The organism is Peptoniphilus obesi ph1 (genome assembly GCF_000311865.1).
In the GTDB taxonomy this organism is placed as follows: domain Bacteria; phylum Bacillota; class Clostridia; order Tissierellales; family Peptoniphilaceae; genus Peptoniphilus_E; species Peptoniphilus_E obesi.
This window is the reverse complement of sequence record NZ_HE978581.1, coordinates 83,131-102,937: the sequence shown is the minus strand read 5'-3', so window position 1 is coordinate 102,937 and position 19,807 is coordinate 83,131. Positions and strand designations below refer to the sequence as shown.

At 28.0% G+C, this 19,807-nt stretch carries 16 protein-coding genes; all 16 read left to right on the top strand.

Annotation, left to right across the window (positions count from 1 at the left end; genetic code table 11):
* The first annotated feature begins 4 nt into the window (after positions 1-4).
* The 16 genes from HGPB_RS04125 to mutL all read left to right on the top strand — a co-directional run bounded on the left by HGPB_RS04125 (position 5) and on the right by mutL (position 19,804).
* Positions 5-922, top strand: coding sequence for a bifunctional riboflavin kinase/FAD synthetase (locus tag HGPB_RS04125; RefSeq protein ID WP_019132432.1), 918 nt, complete (start codon positions 5-7; stop codon positions 920-922).
* Positions 923-1,043: 121 nt separating this feature from the next.
* Entirely contained in the window at positions 1,044-1,310 is a 267-nt protein-coding gene (rpsO, locus tag HGPB_RS04120; protein WP_019132431.1) for a 30S ribosomal protein S15, read from the top strand.
* Between the two features lie 47 nt (positions 1,311-1,357).
* Positions 1,358-3,460: a polyribonucleotide nucleotidyltransferase gene (locus HGPB_RS04115; protein WP_019132430.1), complete on the top strand. Its 2,103-nt coding sequence runs from the start codon at positions 1,358-1,360 to the stop codon at positions 3,458-3,460.
* A gap of 18 nt (positions 3,461-3,478) precedes the next feature.
* Complete coding sequence (gene dut / locus HGPB_RS04110) at positions 3,479-3,910, top strand: dUTP diphosphatase (protein WP_019132429.1); 432 nt, start codon at positions 3,479-3,481, stop codon at positions 3,908-3,910.
* Between the two features lie 120 nt (positions 3,911-4,030).
* A complete protein-coding gene (locus tag HGPB_RS04105) occupies positions 4,031-6,394 on the top strand; it encodes an FtsK/SpoIIIE family DNA translocase (RefSeq protein WP_019132428.1) in 2,364 nt (787 codons plus the stop codon).
* The gene (rimO, locus tag HGPB_RS04100; RefSeq protein ID WP_019132427.1) at positions 6,387-7,703 is read left to right on the top strand and encodes a 30S ribosomal protein S12 methylthiotransferase RimO; all 1,317 of its coding nucleotides are present in this window, start codon (positions 6,387-6,389) and stop codon (positions 7,701-7,703) included. Before HGPB_RS04105 ends, rimO begins: the two co-directional genes overlap by 8 nt.
* Positions 7,700-8,233 carry a CDP-diacylglycerol--glycerol-3-phosphate 3-phosphatidyltransferase gene (gene pgsA / locus HGPB_RS04095; protein WP_019132426.1) on the top strand — a complete coding sequence of 178 codons (534 nt, stop codon included), beginning with the start codon at positions 7,700-7,702 and terminating at the stop codon, positions 8,231-8,233. The genes rimO and pgsA overlap by 4 nt, the downstream gene beginning before the upstream one ends.
* 16 nt (positions 8,234-8,249) lie before the next feature.
* Positions 8,250-9,479, top strand: a complete 1,230-nt coding sequence (locus HGPB_RS04090) for a competence/damage-inducible protein A (protein ID WP_019132425.1) — start codon at positions 8,250-8,252, stop codon at positions 9,477-9,479.
* Position 9,480: 1 nt separating this feature from the next.
* A complete protein-coding gene (gene recA, locus HGPB_RS04085; RefSeq protein WP_019132424.1) occupies positions 9,481-10,515 on the top strand; it encodes a recombinase RecA in 1,035 nt (344 codons plus the stop codon).
* A 20-nt stretch (positions 10,516-10,535) separates the two neighbouring features.
* Positions 10,536-11,519 (top strand): metallophosphoesterase family protein, encoded by a 984-nt coding sequence (locus HGPB_RS04080; RefSeq protein ID WP_019132423.1) that lies wholly within the window; start codon positions 10,536-10,538, stop codon positions 11,517-11,519.
* Positions 11,516-12,958, top strand: coding sequence for an AAA family ATPase (locus HGPB_RS04075; protein WP_019132422.1), 1,443 nt, complete (start codon positions 11,516-11,518; stop codon positions 12,956-12,958). Before HGPB_RS04080 ends, HGPB_RS04075 begins: the two co-directional genes overlap by 4 nt.
* Before the next feature lie 26 nt (positions 12,959-12,984).
* Positions 12,985-13,239 (top strand): hypothetical protein, encoded by a 255-nt coding sequence (locus tag HGPB_RS04070; RefSeq protein WP_019132421.1) that lies wholly within the window; start codon positions 12,985-12,987, stop codon positions 13,237-13,239.
* 216 nt (positions 13,240-13,455) lie between these two features.
* Entirely contained in the window at positions 13,456-13,899 is a 444-nt protein-coding gene (locus HGPB_RS04065; protein ID WP_019132419.1) for a hypothetical protein, read from the top strand.
* Positions 13,900-13,952: 53 nt separating this feature from the next.
* Positions 13,953-15,350: a tRNA (N6-isopentenyl adenosine(37)-C2)-methylthiotransferase MiaB gene (gene miaB / locus HGPB_RS04060; protein WP_019132418.1), complete on the top strand. Its 1,398-nt coding sequence runs from the start codon at positions 13,953-13,955 to the stop codon at positions 15,348-15,350.
* A gap of 1 nt (position 15,351) precedes the next feature.
* Positions 15,352-17,964 carry a DNA mismatch repair protein MutS gene (gene mutS / locus HGPB_RS04055; protein ID WP_036738370.1) on the top strand — a complete coding sequence of 871 codons (2,613 nt, stop codon included), beginning with the start codon at positions 15,352-15,354 and terminating at the stop codon, positions 17,962-17,964.
* Positions 17,954-19,804 carry a DNA mismatch repair endonuclease MutL gene (gene mutL, locus HGPB_RS04050; RefSeq protein ID WP_019132416.1) on the top strand — a complete coding sequence of 617 codons (1,851 nt, stop codon included), beginning with the start codon at positions 17,954-17,956 and terminating at the stop codon, positions 19,802-19,804. Before mutS ends, mutL begins: the two co-directional genes overlap by 11 nt.
* Positions 19,805-19,807 lie beyond the last annotated feature (3 nt).

Genomic DNA, 19,807 nt, shown 5'->3' with positions numbered 1-19,807 from the left:
TGTTTTGGAAATAATATGTATTGATAATGGTTATAAAGCAAAATCAAAATCGGTAATTGCTCTTGGAAATTTTGATGGCGTGCATATAGGACACAAAGAACTTTTAAAAAATCTTGTTAATATGGCAAAAGAAAAAAATATAAAAAGTTCAATTTTAGTATTTAAAAATCATACAAAAAATCTTTTAGCAAAGAAAGCTCAAAATCTTATAACTTCAAATCGAAAGAAATATGAGCTTTTTGAAAATATGGGCATTGATATTATTTATGAGATAGCTTTTACAAAAGAAATTATGCGTTTAGAACCTGAATATTTTGTAGAAAACTTTTTAAAAGAAAATTTATTAATCGAAGGAATAGTAGTTGGCTATGACTATAAATTTGGTTATAAAGCAAAAGGTGACACTAAACTGTTAAAAGAATTATCAGATAAAAATTCAATCGATTTAATAGTTGTTGATAAAATATCTGATGATGGAGAAGCTATTTCTTCAACTAGGATAAGAAATTTGATAAAAAATTCAAATATAAAAAAAGCTAATCAGCTTTTAGGATATAATTTTAGTATGGATTGTCTTGTAGTTCATGGCAAAAAACTAGGTTCAAAGATGGGATATCCAACTGCAAATTTAGAATTGCTTGATGACTATATTATTCCTAAATTTGGAGTTTATGATAGCAATGTTATTATAAATAATAAATTATATAAAGCAGTTACTAATATTGGTAAAAATCCAACTATAGAAAATAGTGGAATTAGGATTGAATCAAATATAATTGATTTTAATCAAGATATTTATGGGCAAAAAATAGAATTAATACTACTTGATTATATAAGATCTGAAAAAAAATTTGATAGTATAGATAGTCTTTTTGAACAAATAAAAAAAGATAGAAAAATTGTAGAAGACAGATTTTTATAAATAACTTTACTTTATTCGATTTTATGATATCATTATAGAGTAAATTACCGTATATATGTATATCGAGTCTCGACGAATACTTGTATATAGGCGTATTAATAATAGGAGGATAAATAATAAAATGTTAGATGCAGCAAAGAAAAAAGAAATAATTGATGAATATAAGTTAAACGACAAAGATACTGGTTCATCAGAAGTACAAATTGCGATATTAACTACAAGAATTAATGAATTAAACGAACATCTTAAAACTCATAAAAAAGACCATCACTCTAGAAGAGGATTATTAAAAATGGTTGGTAAGAGAAGAAATCTTCTTAGATATTTAAGAAATAAAGATATTGAAAGATATCGTTCATTAATAGAAAAGCTTAAAATAAGAGGTTAACAATTAGGGGCGGTACAAACCGCTCCTTATTTTTTAAGGAGGATCTAATGCAAAAAATATACGAATTAGAACTTGCTGGCAGTCCTTTGAAGGTTACTATTGGTAAAGTAGCAGAGCAAACTAATGGAGCTTGTCTATTAGAATATGGAGAAACCGTTGTATTGGTTACAGCAGTAGCATCAAACACTCCACGTGAAGGAATAGATTTTTTCCCTCTAAGTGTTGAATTTGAAGAAAAAATGTATGCTGTTGGGAAAATGCCTGGTGGATTCATAAAAAGAGAAGGAAAACCAAGCGAAAAGTCTATTTTATCAGCTAGACTTATAGATAGACCTATTAGACCACTTTTCCCAGAAGGATATAGAAATGATGTGCAAATTATAGTTACTGTACTATCAGTAGACCAAGATCATCAACCTGATATATTAGGTATGATTGGATCATCAATTGCATTAAGCATTTCTGACATACCGTTTGATGGACCAACTGGATCTGTGGCTGTAGGATATGTTGATGGTAAATATATAATAAATCCAAATGAAGAAGAAAGAAATAATTCTAAAATTCATTTAACACTTTCTGGAACAAAGTCTGCAATCATGATGGTTGAAGCTGGTGCAGATATTGTAACAGAAGATGAAATGTTGGAAGCTATATTTACTGGACATGAAGAAATAAAAAGAATTTGTTCTTTTATAGATGAAATAGTAGCTGATATAGGAAAAGAAAAAGCTGAATATACTGTATTTAAAGCTGATGAAGAAATTGAAAGTAAGGTTATAGAATACGGAAGAGATAAATTGATTGCTGCTATTAATCAAGAAGACAAAGTTGTCAGAGAAAAGATGACCGAAGAAGCCAAAGATGACATAAGAGAACACTTTGAAGAATATATCGAAGAATTCGGAAAAGATATAGAAGCAACAATAGAAAAAATTGAAATTGATGAAGTTAGACGTGAGATTTTAGAAGAAGAAATCAGACCAGATGGTCGTGCAATTGATGAAATAAGACCTTTATCTTCTGAAACATCACTACTTCCTAGAGCGCATGGATCTGGTTTATTTACAAGAGGACAAACTCAGGTATTATCTGTATTGACATTAGCAGGATTAAAAGATGTTCAAGTTATTGATGGTTTGGGCGATGATACACCTAAGAAATATATACATCACTATAACTTCCCACCTTTTTGCGTTGGAGATACAAGACCTATGAGAGGTCCTGGAAGAAGAGAAATAGGACACGGTGCTTTAGCAGAAAGAGCTCTAGAACCAGTAATCCCTTCAGAAGAAGAATTTCCATATGCGATTAGAGTAGTATCAGAAGTTTTATCTTCAAATGGATCATCTTCTCAAGCATCAATTTGTGGATCAACACTTGCTCTTATGGATGCGGGAGTTCCAATAAAAGCTCCAGTTGCTGGAATAGCAATGGGTTTAATAGAAAAAGAAGGTAATGTAAAAATTCTTACAGATATTCAAGGATTAGAAGACCATTTTGGAGATATGGACTTTAAAGTTGCTGGAACAAGAGAAGGTATTACAGCTATCCAAATGGATATTAAAGTTGAAGGAATTAGCAAAGAAATACTATCAGAAGCTTTAGAAAAAGCTAAGAAAGCTAGATTATTCATTCTTGATCATTTACATTCTACAATAGCAGAACCAAGAAAAGAATTGTCTAAATATGCACCAATTATTAGAACTATGACGGTAGATCCTGATAAAATTGGTGAAATAATTGGAGCTGGTGGTAAGACAATAAATAAAATTATTGAACAAACAGGTTCTCAAATTGATATAGATGATTCTGGAAAAGTATTTGTACTAGCTACAGATGCAGAAAAAGCAAACATGACTATGGAAATAATAGAATCTATAGTTAAAGAAGTTGAAGTTGGGGACATATATCAAGGAAAAGTTAAGAAAATTATGAAATTTGGTGCTTTTGTAGAAATTAAAAAAGGTGTTGAAGGATTACTTCACATTTCTGAAATAGCACATGAAAGAACTGGTAAAGTTGAAGATGTATTAAAGGTTGGAGATACTGTAGATGTTAAAGTAATAGATATTGATGGAGATAAAAAAATATCTTTGTCAAGGAAAGCTTTAATTCCAAAAGAAGAAAAAACAGATAAAGGCGAATAATATATCGAGGAGATTTATTTGAAAGTTAAAATTAAAAATATCAGTAAAAATGAAATTCCTAAGTATGAAACTGATGGTTCTGCTGGTTTAGATTTAAGAGCTAATCTTGATCAAACAATCACTTTAAAACCACTACAAAGAATTTTAGTACCAACTGGATTATTTATAGAACTTGAAAAAGGATATGAAGCTCAAATAAGAGCAAGATCTGGTCTTGCAATTAAAAATGGAATTTGCCTTGCAAATGGAATTGGTACAATTGACTCAGATTATAGGGGAGAGATAAAAATAATCCTTATAAATTTAGGAGATCAAGATTTTAAGATAAATTCTGGTGATAGGATAGCTCAAATGGTTATAACTAAGTATGAGCAAGTTGAATTTGAACTTGTTGAACAATTAAATGAAACTGAAAGATCTGACGGCGGATTCGGACATACAGGTAAGTAGAAAAGAAGGTTTAACCTTCTTTTTTTATTTATTTATTTTTAAAAAGTATTGTAATATTCACATTAAAGTCTATAAATTAGCCAGTAATTATATGTTATAATTAATTAGTGAGGTGTGATTTTGGCTAATAGAAAAGTAAAAAATAAAAGAAAAAATAAAAAAAATTCAAACAAAGAATTAATAGCAATAATACTAATTATAGTTGGTTTTATAAGTTTAATTAGTCTATTCTCATCAAAGATGGGCATAGTTGGAAACTTATTTTATAAATTATTTACCTTTTTAGCTGGTAGTGGAAACTTTATTTTTCCATTTTTAATAGTCTTTTGGGGATTTATATATGGTATGAAGAAATTTGAAGAAAATTTTTCAAAGATCTTTATATCAACATTTATTATAGCTATATGTATATTAGTCTTTTTAGATGGCACAAAAAACTTAGATCTTACTCTTATAGATAGGATTTCTCTTTCTATGCAGTACTTGGATATAGCAAGATCAGGAGGAGTTATTGGTTCTATATTTGGATTTTTCTTATATAAATTATTTGGTTCTGTAGGAACATACATTATACTTTCATTAATTATTATAGGAAACTTATACTTGTTGGCAAAAGTTAATATCAATGGGTTAAGCTTAATAAAAGATAATATGATTTCTCTTGGAAATGGAATATCATCTTCATTTAATAAACTTAAAGAAAGAGTTAAGGATAAATCAGAATCAAAAGAAGATTTAGAAAAATATAATTTAGATATAGAAAATATATTTGAAAATAATGATAGTGAAGAGTTAATAGAGACTGACTCTAAAGAAGATATTAGTATTGAAGATATCGAAATAAAAGATTATAACACAGATCAAAATACAGAAGATGACACTTCTTACAATTTGGAAGAAAATCTTCAAACAGATTCGATTCGTGAAGATAAAAAAAGAGATGTAAAGACTAAAAATAAAAGAAGTTTAAAGACAAAAGAAGATATAAAAGATAATTTAGAATTTAATAAAACTATTGAAAATATTAATAATTCTGAAGCTAAAAATGAATATTCTTTTCCACCATTAGATTTATTGATGGAGTCTAGCTCAAGTCTTCCTAAATCTAATAATGATATAGTTAGAAACGGAAAAATAATAGAGCAAACTATGGAAAACTTTGGTATAGACTGCAAGATTGTAGCTATAAAAAGAGGTCCTGTAATAACTTGCTATGAAATCGAGCCGGCACCAGGAGTTAGACTTTCAAAAATAGTTGGCTTAAATGATAATTTGGCCCTATCTTTAGCGAGTTCAGATATAAGAATAGAAGCTCCAATACCAGGTAAATCTGCTGTTGGAATAGAAGTTGCAAATAAGAAAAAAGAAGCTGTGAATATAAGAGATATAATTTCTAGTAGCGAATTCAAAAATTTGCAATCAAAATTGCCACTTGCTTTAGGCAAAGATGTTTCTGGTTCAATAATAATATCCTCAATAGATAGGATGCCACACTTACTTATAGCTGGAGCAACTGGATCTGGAAAATCAGTATGTATAAACACAATAATTACTAATATACTTTATAAATCATCTCCAGAGGATGTCAAACTCATGTTGATTGATCCGAAAGTCGTTGAACTTAGTGTTTATAATGGTATTCCTCATCTTTTAATACCAGTTGTTACTGATCCTAAAAAAGCTTCATTTGCTTTAAACTGGGCTGTTAGCGAAATGGAAAAAAGATATAAGCAATTTTCTGAAAATTCTGTAAGAGATATAAAATCTTATAATAATAAGGTAAAAAGAGGCGAAATAGAAGCTAATAAAATGCCTCAAATTTTAATCATTATAGATGAGTTAGCAGATCTTATGATGGTTGCAAAAAATGAAGTTGAAGATTATATAACACGTCTTGCTCAAATGGCAAGAGCTGCTGGTATCCACTTAATTATAGCTACTCAAAGACCTTCAGTTGATGTTATTACTGGAACTATAAAAGCCAATATTCCATCAAGAATTGCTTTTGCAGTTTCTTCATCAGTTGATTCTAGAACTATTTTAGATGCTAGTGGGGCTGAAAAATTACTTGGTAAAGGTGATATGTTATTCTATCCAGGATACTTATCAAAACCAATAAGAGTTCAAGGTGCTTTTATTAGTGATGAAGAGGTTGAACGTGTTGTTTCATATGTAGTCGAAAATTCAGACTATGATAAAAAAACAGAAGATAAAATTAAAAGTGAAATTATAGAAAAAAGAAATGATCTTGAAGATCCTAAAGATCCTTTGTTTGAAGAAGCTTTAAGAAATATTTTATTAAATGAACAAGCTTCTATATCTTTCTTACAAAGAAAATTAAAAGTTGGATATTCAAGAGCAGCTAGAATTGTGGATCAAATGGAAGAGTCTGGAATTCTAGGACCACATGAGGGCTCAAAACCTAGGAAAATTCTTATGAGTCCTGAAGAAATTAGAAAGTTTTTAGGTGAAGATGATGAATAATGTTTATTTTTGGACTCTAGGTTGCTCAAAAAATGATGTTGATACAGCTCAAATGCAGTCATTACTTGATAATGAAAAATTTGTAGTTAGTGATGATATAGATAAGGCAGATATAATTGTAGTAAATACTTGTGGTTTTATAGATTCTGCAAAAGAGGAGTCTATAAACTCTATCTTAGAAGCAAGTCTATATAAAGAAAAAGGATCTTGTTCTGCTTTAATAGTTTCAGGCTGCCTTGCTCAAAGATATCCTGATGAATTAATGAAAGAAATACCAGAAATTGACTATATTGTTGGGGTAGGGAGCATAGCAAATATCAACAAAAGTCTTGAAGATGCACTAGAAGGACATAAATCAGTAGACATCGAAGATATAAACAGTGATTATATAGAAGGTTTAAAAAAGGAAAATGTAAATATAACAGAATATGTAAAAATTTCTGAAGGTTGCAACAATAATTGCAGCTATTGCATTATACCTAAATTAAGAGGTAGGAATAGGTCTAGAAAAATCGAAGATATATATGATGAAATTTCTTATCTAGTATCAAAAGGTACAAGAGAGGTAATTTTAATTGCACAAAATACCACTGACTATGGAATTGATTTATATGGAGAATATAAATTAGCTGAACTGATTAGGGAAATTTCAAGAATTGATAAGCTAAAATGGATAAGAGTTTTATACCTTTATCCAGATCATTTAAATGATGAACTAATAAGTGAATTTAAAAATAATGATAAATTACTAAACTATGTAGATATACCTCTTCAACACATTAACGATTCTGTCCTAAAAGCTATGAATAGAAAAACTAATAAAGAAGATATTCAAAATATAATAACTAAGCTTAGGAATGAAGTTGAAGGAATTATAATTAGGACTACTTTTATAGTTGGATTTCCTGGAGAAACGGATGAAGCTTTTAAAGAACTATATGATTTTATAAAATATAATCATATAGATAAGCTTGGAGTATTTAAATATTCAAGGGAAGAAGATACAAGAGCCTATGATTTAGGAAATCAAGTTAGGGAAGATTTAAAAGAAAAAAGATTTAACGAGATTATGAGTCTACAAAGAGAAATATCTTTAGTTAATAATCAGAAATATATAGGGAAAAAATATGAAGTTTTAATTGAAGAAAAACTTGATAATAATGAATATGCAGCTAGGTCATATATGGATACTCCAGATATTGATGGTTTAATATATCTTCATAGTGAACAAGAATTAGAAATAAATAGCTTTGTTAAGGCTGAAATTGTGGATAGTATGGAATATGACTTAATAGGAGAGATTATATGAATATTGCAAATAAATTAACATTTTTAAGGATACTTTTAGTTCCAGTATTTGTCATAGTAATGTATATGAATTTTTTTGAAGCAAGACTTGTAGCAACAGCTATCTTTGCAGTAGCAGCTTTTACAGATTTTTTAGATGGCCACTTAGCTAGAAAACATAATCTTGTTACTAACTTTGGTAAATTTGCAGACCCTTTAGCTGATAAGATTTTAGTCTGTGCAGCTATGATTTTGCTTGTAGAAATTGGAGATATACCTGCTTGGGGAGTAATAATTATTATTTCTAGAGAGTTAGCTGTAACTGGTTTTAGAATAATTGCAGCATCAGAAAATATAACTATAGCAGCTAGTAAATTAGGAAAATTTAAAACAATAAGCCAATTAGTATCTTTAATAATTTTATTAACTGATATTACTTATTTATACAAACTAGGACTATATATATTCTATTTTGCTATATTTGCTACTATTGTTTCTGGAATAGATTATTTTTATAAGAATAAAAAAGTCTTAGATTTAGATAATATTTAATTTAGGTGAAAGATAAATGAAAGCAGCCATTATTACAATAGGTACAGAGTTAGTTATAGGAAGTGTAGTTAATACTAACTCTGCTTATTTAGCAGAAAAATTAACAGACCAAGGTGTACATGTTAGTTACCATATATCTCTGAGAGATGATTTTGAAGATATAAAATCGTGTATTGAAGAATATTCAAAAAAAGTAGATTTAATATTCTTATGTGGTGGCTTAGGTCCTACCAAGGACGATATGACAAAAGAAGTTCTAGCTAAATTTTTAGATAAGGACTTAATATTAGATGAAAAACAATATAAAAAATTAATAGATAGAAGTAAAAAAAGAAAATATAAATTAACAGAAAATAATAAAAAACAGGCATTTGTTATTGAATCTTCTCTTATTTTGGATAATAACCATGGACAAGCTCCTGGAGAAGTTTTAGAAAAAGATGGGGTAAAATACTTTTTATTGCCGGGGCCACCTAATGAATTTAGGGGAATGGTCGATGAATATATTGTTAATTTAATAGATGATGATTCAATGATTTTTACTAAGTCAATAAATGTTAAAGAACTTGGCGAAAGTAGAGTTGAGTCTATGATTAGAGAGTTAGATCTTGAGGACTCTGATCTATCTATAAATACCTTTGCTAAATTTAAATATACTGAAATTAAAATACTAGCCGAAGGAAAGGATAGATTGCTTTTACAGCAAAAAGTAGAATTTGTATCAGAAAAACTTTTCAAAAGCTTCGAAGCTTATATATATGATGATTTAGATAAAAAATCAGAGGCCGAAAAATTAGTAGAAATTTTAAAAGAAAAGAATTTAAAAATATCATTTGCAGAATCTATAACAGGTGGATTATTAGCATCAATGATTACTAAAATATCTGGAGCATCACAAATTCTTAAAAACTCAATCGTTTGTTATTCGAACTTATCTAAGCATAAGATATTAGGTGTATCAGAAAATACTTTGAATAAATATGGAGCTGTTTCAGAACAGACAGCGTATGAGATGGCAAAGGGTCTTAACTCTTTGGGCATGAGTCAAGTCAATATTTCTGTTACAGGTGAGGCAGGACCAATTTGCGACGAAAAGCCAATTGGTACAGTATATGCTTGCTATTACTATTCAGATTCAAATTATAGAATTGAAAAATATGATTTTTCAGGAAATAGAAATGAAATACAAATGAAAACTGCAAATAAGATATTATCAACATTAATTAAAGATTTACAGGAGGATTGAAATGTCAAAAGATGAAAGAAGCCAGGCACTTGAGGCGGCTATATCAAGAATAGAAAAACAATTTGGTAAGGGTTCAATAATGAAGCTGGGAAGCGATAGCAAACTAGATATTGAAACTATACCTACTGGATCTTTAGCTCTAGATCTTGCTCTAGGAGTGGGTGGTATACCAAAGGGAAGAATTATAGAAATTTATGGACCAGAATCTTCTGGTAAAACAACTCTAGCACTTCATATATTAGCTGAAACTCAAAAAAAAGGTGGTATAGCAGCTTTTATAGATGCTGAACATGCTCTTGACCCAACATATGCCAAAAATTTGGGTGTTGATATAGAAAACTTAGTAATTTCTCAACCTGATACAGGTGAACAAGCTCTAGAAATAACAGAATCCCTTGTTAGATCTAATGCAGTAGATGTTATAGTTGTCGACTCAGTTGCAGCTCTTGTTCCAAAAGCTGAAATTGAGGGAGAAATGGGAGACAGTCATATTGGTCTTCAAGCAAGACTTATGTCTCAAGCCCTTAGAAAATTAACTGGTGCCATAAACAGATCTAAATCCTCAGTAATTTTTATAAATCAATTAAGAGAAAAAGTTGGGGTTATGTTTGGAAATCCTGAAACTACTACAGGTGGTAGAGCCCTTAAATTCTATTCAACAATAAGACTTGATATCAGAAGAATTGAAAATTTAAAACAAGGAGATAATATTGTTGGAAATAGGGTTAGAGTAAAAGTTGTTAAAAATAAAGTAGCTCCTCCATTTAAACAAGCTGAATTTGATATTATGTATGGTAAGGGAATATCAAGAGAGGGAACAATATTAGATGTTGGGGTAGATGCTGGCATTATTGATAAGTCTGGTGCTTGGTATAGTTATAATGAACACAGATTAGGTCAAGGTAGAGAAAACTCCAAAGACTTTTTAAAAGAAAATGAAGAAATATCTAGAGAAATTGAATTAAAAATTAGAGATGTGTATGGCTTAGGAGAAGATCAAGATAAAGTAGAAGAAAGCGAAGATACAGAAGAATAAGATAAGTAGGTGGCTTTAAAATGAAGCTCTTATATTTTACTGATACTCATATCAGGGCAACAAATCCAAAAAATAGGATAGATAATTATTTAGAAACTATAAAAAATAAAATAAATGAAGTAGCTGAGATAAGTATATCAGAAGATGTAGATCTCGTTTTACATGGAGGAGATCTTTTTGATAGACCAGATACTTCTATTTCTGTTGTTTCAGATTTTGCAGAGATATTTCAAAAATTTAAAGCTCCAATTTATATAGTTAGTGGCAATCATGATATATTTGGTCAAAATACTAAAACCTTATCTAGAACTGTGCTAGGATTACTAGATAGTTTTAATGTTTTGAAACTAATTAATGATAAGAAAATAATATTTAAATCAAAAGATAATGTAAAAGTACAAATAACTGCAAATCCTTACCATGTTGGAATGGATGAGGTTATAAACAAAGAAGATTATATAGTCGCAGAAAAAAATCCAGAAGTTGATTATATGATTCATTTAACTCATGGATTTTTACTTGACAAAGCCTTTGTTGATGGTGTTGATGTTACTTTAATTGATGATATTAAGGAAACAAAGGCAGATATAACATTTGGAGCCCATTATCACTTTGGTTTTAAAGATACACAAATAAATGGAAAATGGTTTATTAATCCAGGTGCTTTAATCAGAATATCTAACTCTTTATCAGAGATAAATAGAAGGCCTAAGGTTAAAATAGTAGAATTGACAGACAAAATAGAGATGAAAGATGTCTATTTAAAAACTGCCTTAGATGGCAATCTTGTTCTTGATAGGTCTGAAATGGAAAGACATAAGTTTAAAAGGTCTAAGTTAAATGAATTTGAACAATTAGTCCAATCTTCTCAAGATTTGAATAATATAGATGTATTCACTATACTGGATGAAATAATGAAGAATAAAAGTCTAGATGATAAGGTTAAAAATGAAGCTAGACTAAGAATACAAAAGCAACAAGAAAGAGAGGCTGAATTTTTTTGATTTATATAAGTAAATTAGAACTTGTAAACTTTCAGTCTCATAAAAATACAGTTATGGAATTTGACAAGGGGCTAAATGTAATAATAGGAAATTCTGATAGTGGTAAAACATCTATAATAAGAGCAGTAAAATGGGCACTTTTCAATGAACCACAAGGTGATGCTTTTATCAGACAAGATGAAACAAAATGCTGGGTAACAGTTCATTTTAATACAGGCGCCATAGTTAGAAGGCTAAGAACAGCTTCTAAAAATTCCTATTATCTAAAGAAATCAAATGGAGAGGAATATAATTTTGAGGCCTTTGGAAGAAATGTTCCAAAAGAAATCATAGATGAAATCAATATGTTTAAAATAGAATTTGATGAAAATAATAATTATATTTTAAACATAGCTGAACAATTAGAAGGACCCTTTCTAATAAATGAAAAACCCTCTTTAAGAGCTAGTGCAATAGGTAGAATAGTAAAAGTTAATTTAGTAGATAATGCAATGCGAGACACTATAAGAGATCGCAAAAACACTCAATACCAAGCTAAGCTCTTACAAAATCAAATCGATGATTATAAAGAACAAATAAAAAAATATGATTATTTAGAAGAAAAAATAAGATTATCAAATAAGCTCAAAGCTATAAGAGATAAAATCAAAAATTTAGAAAAAGTTCACAAACAATATAAAAATTATAAAATCGCTTTAGATAAATTAAATATAGAAATAAAAGAAAGTGAAGAAATCTTAGACAAATATAAAAACCTAGATAAACTTATAAATATAGCTAAAACTTGTGAAAATACTACAAAGACTTACTATTCTTTATCTAGACTGAGAGATAATTACACTAAAAACAAAATTGAAATTAAAGATAATTTAAGCAAAATTAAATCACTTAAAAATATTGAAGATATAGATAAAATTTATCAAGATATTTACCATTCTTATTTTTCTAAATATAAAGTATTAAATGATTACAATATAAATTATAAAAAAATTCTTAATAACATAGAAGAAAATAAATCTTTATATGAAAAATATAAAAATACAGATAATTTAGTAAAGTTATATCAAGAAATTGATAATAATTTATTAAAATTCAATAGTTTTATTAATTTTAATACAAACTATAAAGATTTAAATTCAAGAATCAAAAAAGGCAAAAGTTTTCTTGAATCATATAAAAATTTAGACCAAGTAGATAAGAATTATGATGAATTGAAAGATAAAATTAAATCTTATCTAAAATACGATAAGTTAATATCTGACTTAAATATTATTAATCAAAACTCAAAAGTCTTGCTTGAAGATATAAATAAGGATAATAAGAAAATCGATTTATTATCAAAAGCATATATAAATACTTTACTAGAACTTGGACACTGTCCATATTGTATGAGTGAGATAGACGATAATGCAATTTCGCATTTAAAGCACGAACTTTAATTTAGTCATTAGGTACAGGTGATATTATGAATAATAATGAAAATAATATAAATTATGAAGATCAGCTAAAGAAATTAAGAGACGATTTAGATAGACAAAAAAATATCAAATATAAAGCAGAAGCTAGGCTTGAGCAATTATATTCTCAAAAAGAGGAAATTGTAAAAGAGATACAAGCTCAAAACATTGATCCTGAGAATTTAGAAAATGAAATTTCAAAAATCAAAAAAGAGATAGACAGTCTTTTCAAACAAGCTCAAGAATTAATGCCTAAGGAATGATTTAATGGATATCAATGACTTAAATGATTATATAGTAAGTCTAGAAAGTGAAATCAATATTGATAAGGGAAAAAGGGACTTATTAGAATCAAATTTTAAAAAACAAATGATGAACTGAGAAAAATTGAAGAATATGAAGATATCTTATCCAAGGTTCAAATACTATTTCAAGAGACTTCTAGTTACGGAAGAGAGCAAGCTAAAAGACAAATTGAAATGCTGGTTACTAAATGTCTACAAACTATATTAGAAACAGATATTGAATTTGTTGTAGAAATTACAGAAAAAAGAGAAATTCCTCAAGCTCAATTCTATGTTATTTCAAACTACAATGGCTACAGTGTTAAAACAGAACCAGAACTTGCTAGGGGTGGGGGAATAGTAGATATAATTTCAATCGCACTTAGAATTGCTTTTATATCTATAAATAAACGTCCAAGCTTGGAAGGACCACTGATCTTTGATGAACCTGGCAAGCATGTTAGTGACGATTATATATTTAATTTGGGAGAATTTCTTAAGAACTCATCGAGATATTTTAAAAGACAAATATTAATGGTTACTCATAATAAACATCTAAGCGAAATCTGCGATAAATCATATACTATTTATAATAGAAATGGTGTTTCTTATGCTGAACTAAACGAAGATTTTAAATAAGCTCAGATGAGTTTATTTTTATTTAATAAATTATTCTAGAAAGGATAATAGAAATGGATAACTTAAATATTATAAATGACTATAACAATAATATTGATCAATATATAAGCTATATAAAACAAGATAATGATAAAAAAGCGACAATTATTACTCATGGTTGCCAAATGAATGAGCATGACTCCGAAAAAATCGCTTGGTTACTTCAAAAAATGGGTTATAAGATAGTTGACAATATTGATGATTCTGACTTTGTTATTGTAAATACTTGCTCTGTTAGACATTCTGCAGAAGATAAGGTTTATGGACAATTAGGTAATTTAAAACACTTAAAAAATAATTCTAATAAAGATTTAAAATTAGCAGTGTGTGGCTGTATGATGCAAAGAAAAGAATCTAGAGAATATGTTGTAGATAAATTTGATAATGTAGATATTATTTTTGGAACAAATAATATTTGGAGATTACCAGAATTGATCTACAAAAATAGCTTAGACAATAAAATTGCAATTGATATAGATGAAAATATTTCAAATAATGATGATTTATTGGGAGCTGATAGGCTTTATAAATTTAAATCATATGTAAATATAATGTATGGCTGCAATAACTTTTGTACTTTCTGCATAGTTCCATATACCAGGGGACGTGAAAATAGTAGGGAAAAAGAAGATATATTAAGAGAAATAAAAGAACTTGCAGCAAACGGTTGTAAGGAAGTAACTCTTCTTGGCCAAAATGTTAATTCATACGGAAAGAATTTATCAAATAAAACTTCTTTTGCAGATCTTTTATATGCAATTAATGATATTGATGGAATTGAAAGAATTAGATTTATGACATCGCATCCTAAAGATATATCTGATGAACTAATTTATGCTTATAAAGATCTAGATAAATTATCTAACTTTTTACATCTTCCAGTTCAATCAGGCTCTACTAGGCTATTAAAGAAAATGAATAGAAAATACAGCAAAGAAGATTATTTAAAATTAATAGATAAAATCAAGACAATCAATCCAGATATTGCTCTTTCAACTGATCTTATGATTGGTTTTCCTGGTGAGACTGAAGAAGACTTTGAAGAAACTTTAGACCTTTGTAAAAAAGTTGAATACGATACTTCTTTTACTTTTATTTATTCAAAGAGGGAAGGTACAATAGCTGCAAGATCTAAAGATCAAGTTCCAGATAAAATAAAACATGAAAGATTCCAAAAACTACTTGATGTTTTATATCCTATACAGCTAAAGAAAAATGAAAATTTAATAAATACTAATCAAAAAGTATTGGTTGAAGGACTTTCTAAAACAAGAAACGACATATTAACTGGTAGAACTGAATCCTTTAAGACGGTTAATTTTAAAGGTGATCCTAAACATATCGGAGAAATTGTTGATGTAAATATTACATCTGCAAATACTTTTTCTTTAAATGGTGATTTAATTGAGTGATATGGAAACCAAATTAACTCCCATGATGAAACAATATTTAGAGGTAAAAGAAAAACACCAAGATGAAATATTGCTATTTAGACTGGGCGATTTTTATGAAATGTTTTTTGACGATGCAATACTTGTATCAAAAGAATTAGATTTAACTCTTACCAAAAGAGCTACTACAAAAAATGATGTTCCTATGTGTGGTTTTCCTTACCATGTTTCAGATTCTTATATTTCAAAGCTTATTAATAGAGGCCATAAAGTAGCAATATGCGAGCAAGTAGAAGATCCTAAACTAGCTAAATCTATTGTTAAAAGAGAAGTAATAAAAATTTTAACACCTGGAACTTTTACAGATAGTAATTATTTAAATAATAGAGATAATAACTATTTACTAGCAGCTTTTTTGACAAAAACTTCAATCTCTATATCTTATGTAGATTATAGTACTGGAGATTTTTATGTTACAGAGAAGAACTTTCTTTCTTTTGATAAGTTGCTTAACTTCTTTGTGGATGAATTTTATAAAATTAATCCTAGTGAGTTATTAATAAATAATCTAGACGATAAAAATTTTAAAAAGATACTATCAAAATTTTCTTGTTATATTAACTATTATTCTACTGACCAAAATATAGATCTTGAAAAATATACATCAGATTTACTTGGTAAGAATATTTTAAATGACCTAAAAGACTTAAAAAATACTAAAAAGATTACCGATTTTACATCTATAAACTTATTATTAAATTACTTATCAAGAACTCAAAAGATTTCATTAAAACATATTAATTCTATGAAATATTATGATCTAGATGAGTATATGAGTATAGATGAGGCCTCTAGAAGAAATCTTGAGCTAGTTAATACTATAAATTCTTCTAGTAAATCTTATTCTTTACTTGGAGTTTTAGATAATTGCAAAACATCAATGGGGTCTAGAGAATTAAAAAGATGGATTGAAGAACCACTTAAAAATAAGGAAATTATAGAAAATAGATATGACGTAATTGATAGTTTCTGCTCAGATTTTATTCTTTTAGATGATTTAATCAAAAAAGTTAATAAAATTTATGACATAGAAAGACTATGCGTAAAAATTTCTAACGACACTATAAATCCAAAAGATTTGATTTCTTTAAAGCTCTCCTTAAAAAATATACTTGATTTAAAGCAAATATTATCAAATTCTGATAAAGAAATACTAATAAAAATAGCTGACCAGATAGATCCTTTATTAGATGTAATTAAAGAAATAGATGAAATAATAATTGAAGATCCTCCAGCAAATTATGAGGAAAAGCAATATATAAAACGTTCTTATTCAGAAGAATTAGCTAATTTATTTGATATCAGTCAGAGATCCAAGGAATGGATTCTCGAATTTGAACAAGAAGAAAGAGAAAAAACTGGAATAAAAAATTTAAGAATAAAATACAATAAGATTTTAGGATATTTTATAGAAGTGACTAAATCTTTTATAGATAAGATTCCAGAAAACTATATTAGAAAACAAACTTTAGTAGGATCTGAGAGATATTTTTCAATTGAGCTAAAGGAAATGGAATCTAAGTTACTTAGTTCAAAAGATGAAGCTTTAGACTTGCAAAGTGAAATATTTTCAAATTTAAAAAAGGATTTGAGTAATAATATTTCAAAAATTCAAAACTTATCCAAGACAATAGCAAAGATTGATATACTACTTAACTTTGCAGACAAATCTATTAAGAACAACTATGTTAGACCTCATATAAATGAGCAAGGAATTTTAGATATAAAAGATGGCAGACATCCAATAGTAGAAAAAAATCTGCAAGAAGAAAACTTTATAGCCAATGATACTTATTTAGATAATAAAGAAAATTTAATTCATATTATCACCGGTCCTAATATGTCTGGTAAGTCTACTTATATGAGACAGGTTGCTTTGATATCAATAATGGCACAAATAGGTTCTTTTGTCCCCGCAAGTCAGGCAAATATTTTTCTTGTTGATAAAATATTTACTAGAATTGGTGCATCAGACAATCTTGCCCAAGGCGACTCTACTTTCATGGTTGAAATGAAAGAAGTTGCTAACATAATAAAAAATGCTAGTCATAATTCTCTAATAATCCTTGATGAAGTGGGTAGGGGAACGAGCACTTATGACGGAATATCATTAGCTTGGTCTATAGTTGAATATATAGCAGAGCATATTAAGGCTAAAACGCTTTTTGCAACTCACTACCATGAACTTGTTGAATTAAGTAATAGTTACGATTGCATAACTAATTTAACATCACAGGTTGAAGAAAATGATGGTGATATTGTTTTTCTAAGAAAAATCATTGAAGGCTATACAGATAACTCATATGGTATTGAAGTGGCAAAACTAGCTGGTATAAATAAAGAAATTTTATTAAGAGCAGAAAATATATTGGATAGTCTTTCTAAAAAGAAAAACTTTGATGTTAATTTAGAAAAAGAATACATTGATAAAAAGAATTTAACTAAAGTAAATCCTGAACTTGAAGAATTAATAAAAGATATAAAAAATATAGATATAAATTCTTTAACTCCAATAAATGGATTGAATCTTTTAAATGAAATTATAAAAAAAGTAAGTGATATTGATGACAATTAATATTTTAGACAGGGCAACTATATCAAAAATTGCTGCTGGAGAAATTATAGAAAATCCTGCATCTATAGTTAAAGAACTATTAGAAAACTCCATAGATGCTAAAGCAAGTAATATTTTAATTGATATAAAAGGCTCTCCTTGCGATTATATAAAAATTAGTGATGATGGAGTTGGAATGACAAAAGACGACCTAAAAATAGCCTTTTTAAGGCACTCAACATCAAAGCTAAAAAGCATAGAAGATTTAGCAAATATATATTCTCTAGGTTTTAGGGGAGAGGCATTAGCAAGTATTTCTTCTATATCAAAGGTTGAAGTCTTAACCAGACATAAAGATGAAAAATCTGGATTAAAAGCTGAAGTTGTAGAAGGAAAAATATCAGAAATTTCTAATCTTGCCATGCAGGAAGGAACAACATTTTATATAAGAGATGTTTTTTATAATACTCCTGTTAGGAAAAAATATTTAAAAAATGACAACACTGAATTTAATAATATATATGACATTGTAAGTAAAATTGCCCTTTCTAATCCTCATATATCAATAAGACTTAGAAGAGATGGCAAAATCATATTAAACTCAATAGCACACGAAAATGAACTAAATCATATATATTCTATACTAGGAAGAGATATAGCATCTAAATTGATTAAGCTTGATTTTTCTTCATCTTCTTATAAGATAAAGGCTTATATATCTAATAATGAGCTTTTTAGATCAAATAGGTCTCACCAATATATTTTTATTAATAATAGGTATGTAAAAAGTAATGAGATTTCTAAAGCTATAGAGGATGTTTACTATTCATTAATTCCTTTAAATAGGTATCCTGTTTTTGTTTTATATGTAGAAATTGATCCTATATTAATAGATGTAAACATACATCCAAAAAAGCAAGAGGTTAAATTTTCTGAAATAAACAACTTAACAGAAATTCTAAGGAATTTAGTAAAAGATGCTCTTATACCAAAAAGAGTTGTTAGTAATAAGACTCCTAAAAAAGAGGAAGAAAAAGTTGATAATTTAAATATATTTGATATTTTTAACAAAGCCAAAAAAGATAGTAGTGATGATTCTGCTTCTACTTTTGCCGAAAATAAAAATATGGATTATCAATTTTTAGATATGGCAGCTGAAGACCAAGACTCTTATTCAGATACAAAAGAAGAAATAATATTAGAGGACAATAATACTAATAATATAACTAAAGAAATCGATGAAGAAGAAATAAAGGAAGATCAAGATAAAAAAATAGATATAAATCTCTTGAAATGTGATTTTGTTGGAATCTTATTTAATACTTTTATTATATTAGAAGACAAAAGCTCAGATTCATTTTTCTTAATAGATCAACACGCAGCTCATGAGAGAATAATGTATGAAAAATATAAAAAACAATATGAAAACTCTAATATATACAGCCAACTTCTTTTGACTCCAGAAATTATACATTTAAATCCAAAAGAAAAAGATTTAGTAAATACTAATTCTGAATTATTAAAAAAACTCGGCTTTGATTTTGATGATTTCGGAGATAATGAGATTGTAATTAGACAAACTCCAATGCTTTTTGGATCTAATATAAGTAAAAATTTTATTTATGAAATTATAGACTCACTTGAAGATGTTAGAAATTCTGTATATGAGGTTGATCCTTATAAAATCATGAAAAAAGCTTGTAAATCCGCTGTTAAGGCTGGAGATAAGTTAAGTTATAAGGAAGTTGAAACGCTGATTCAAACCTTGATATCTTGCGATAATCCTTATACTTGTCCTCATGGAAGACCAACTGTCATCGAATTAAATAAGTACGCTATAGAGAAAGTATTTTTAAGGTAGGTA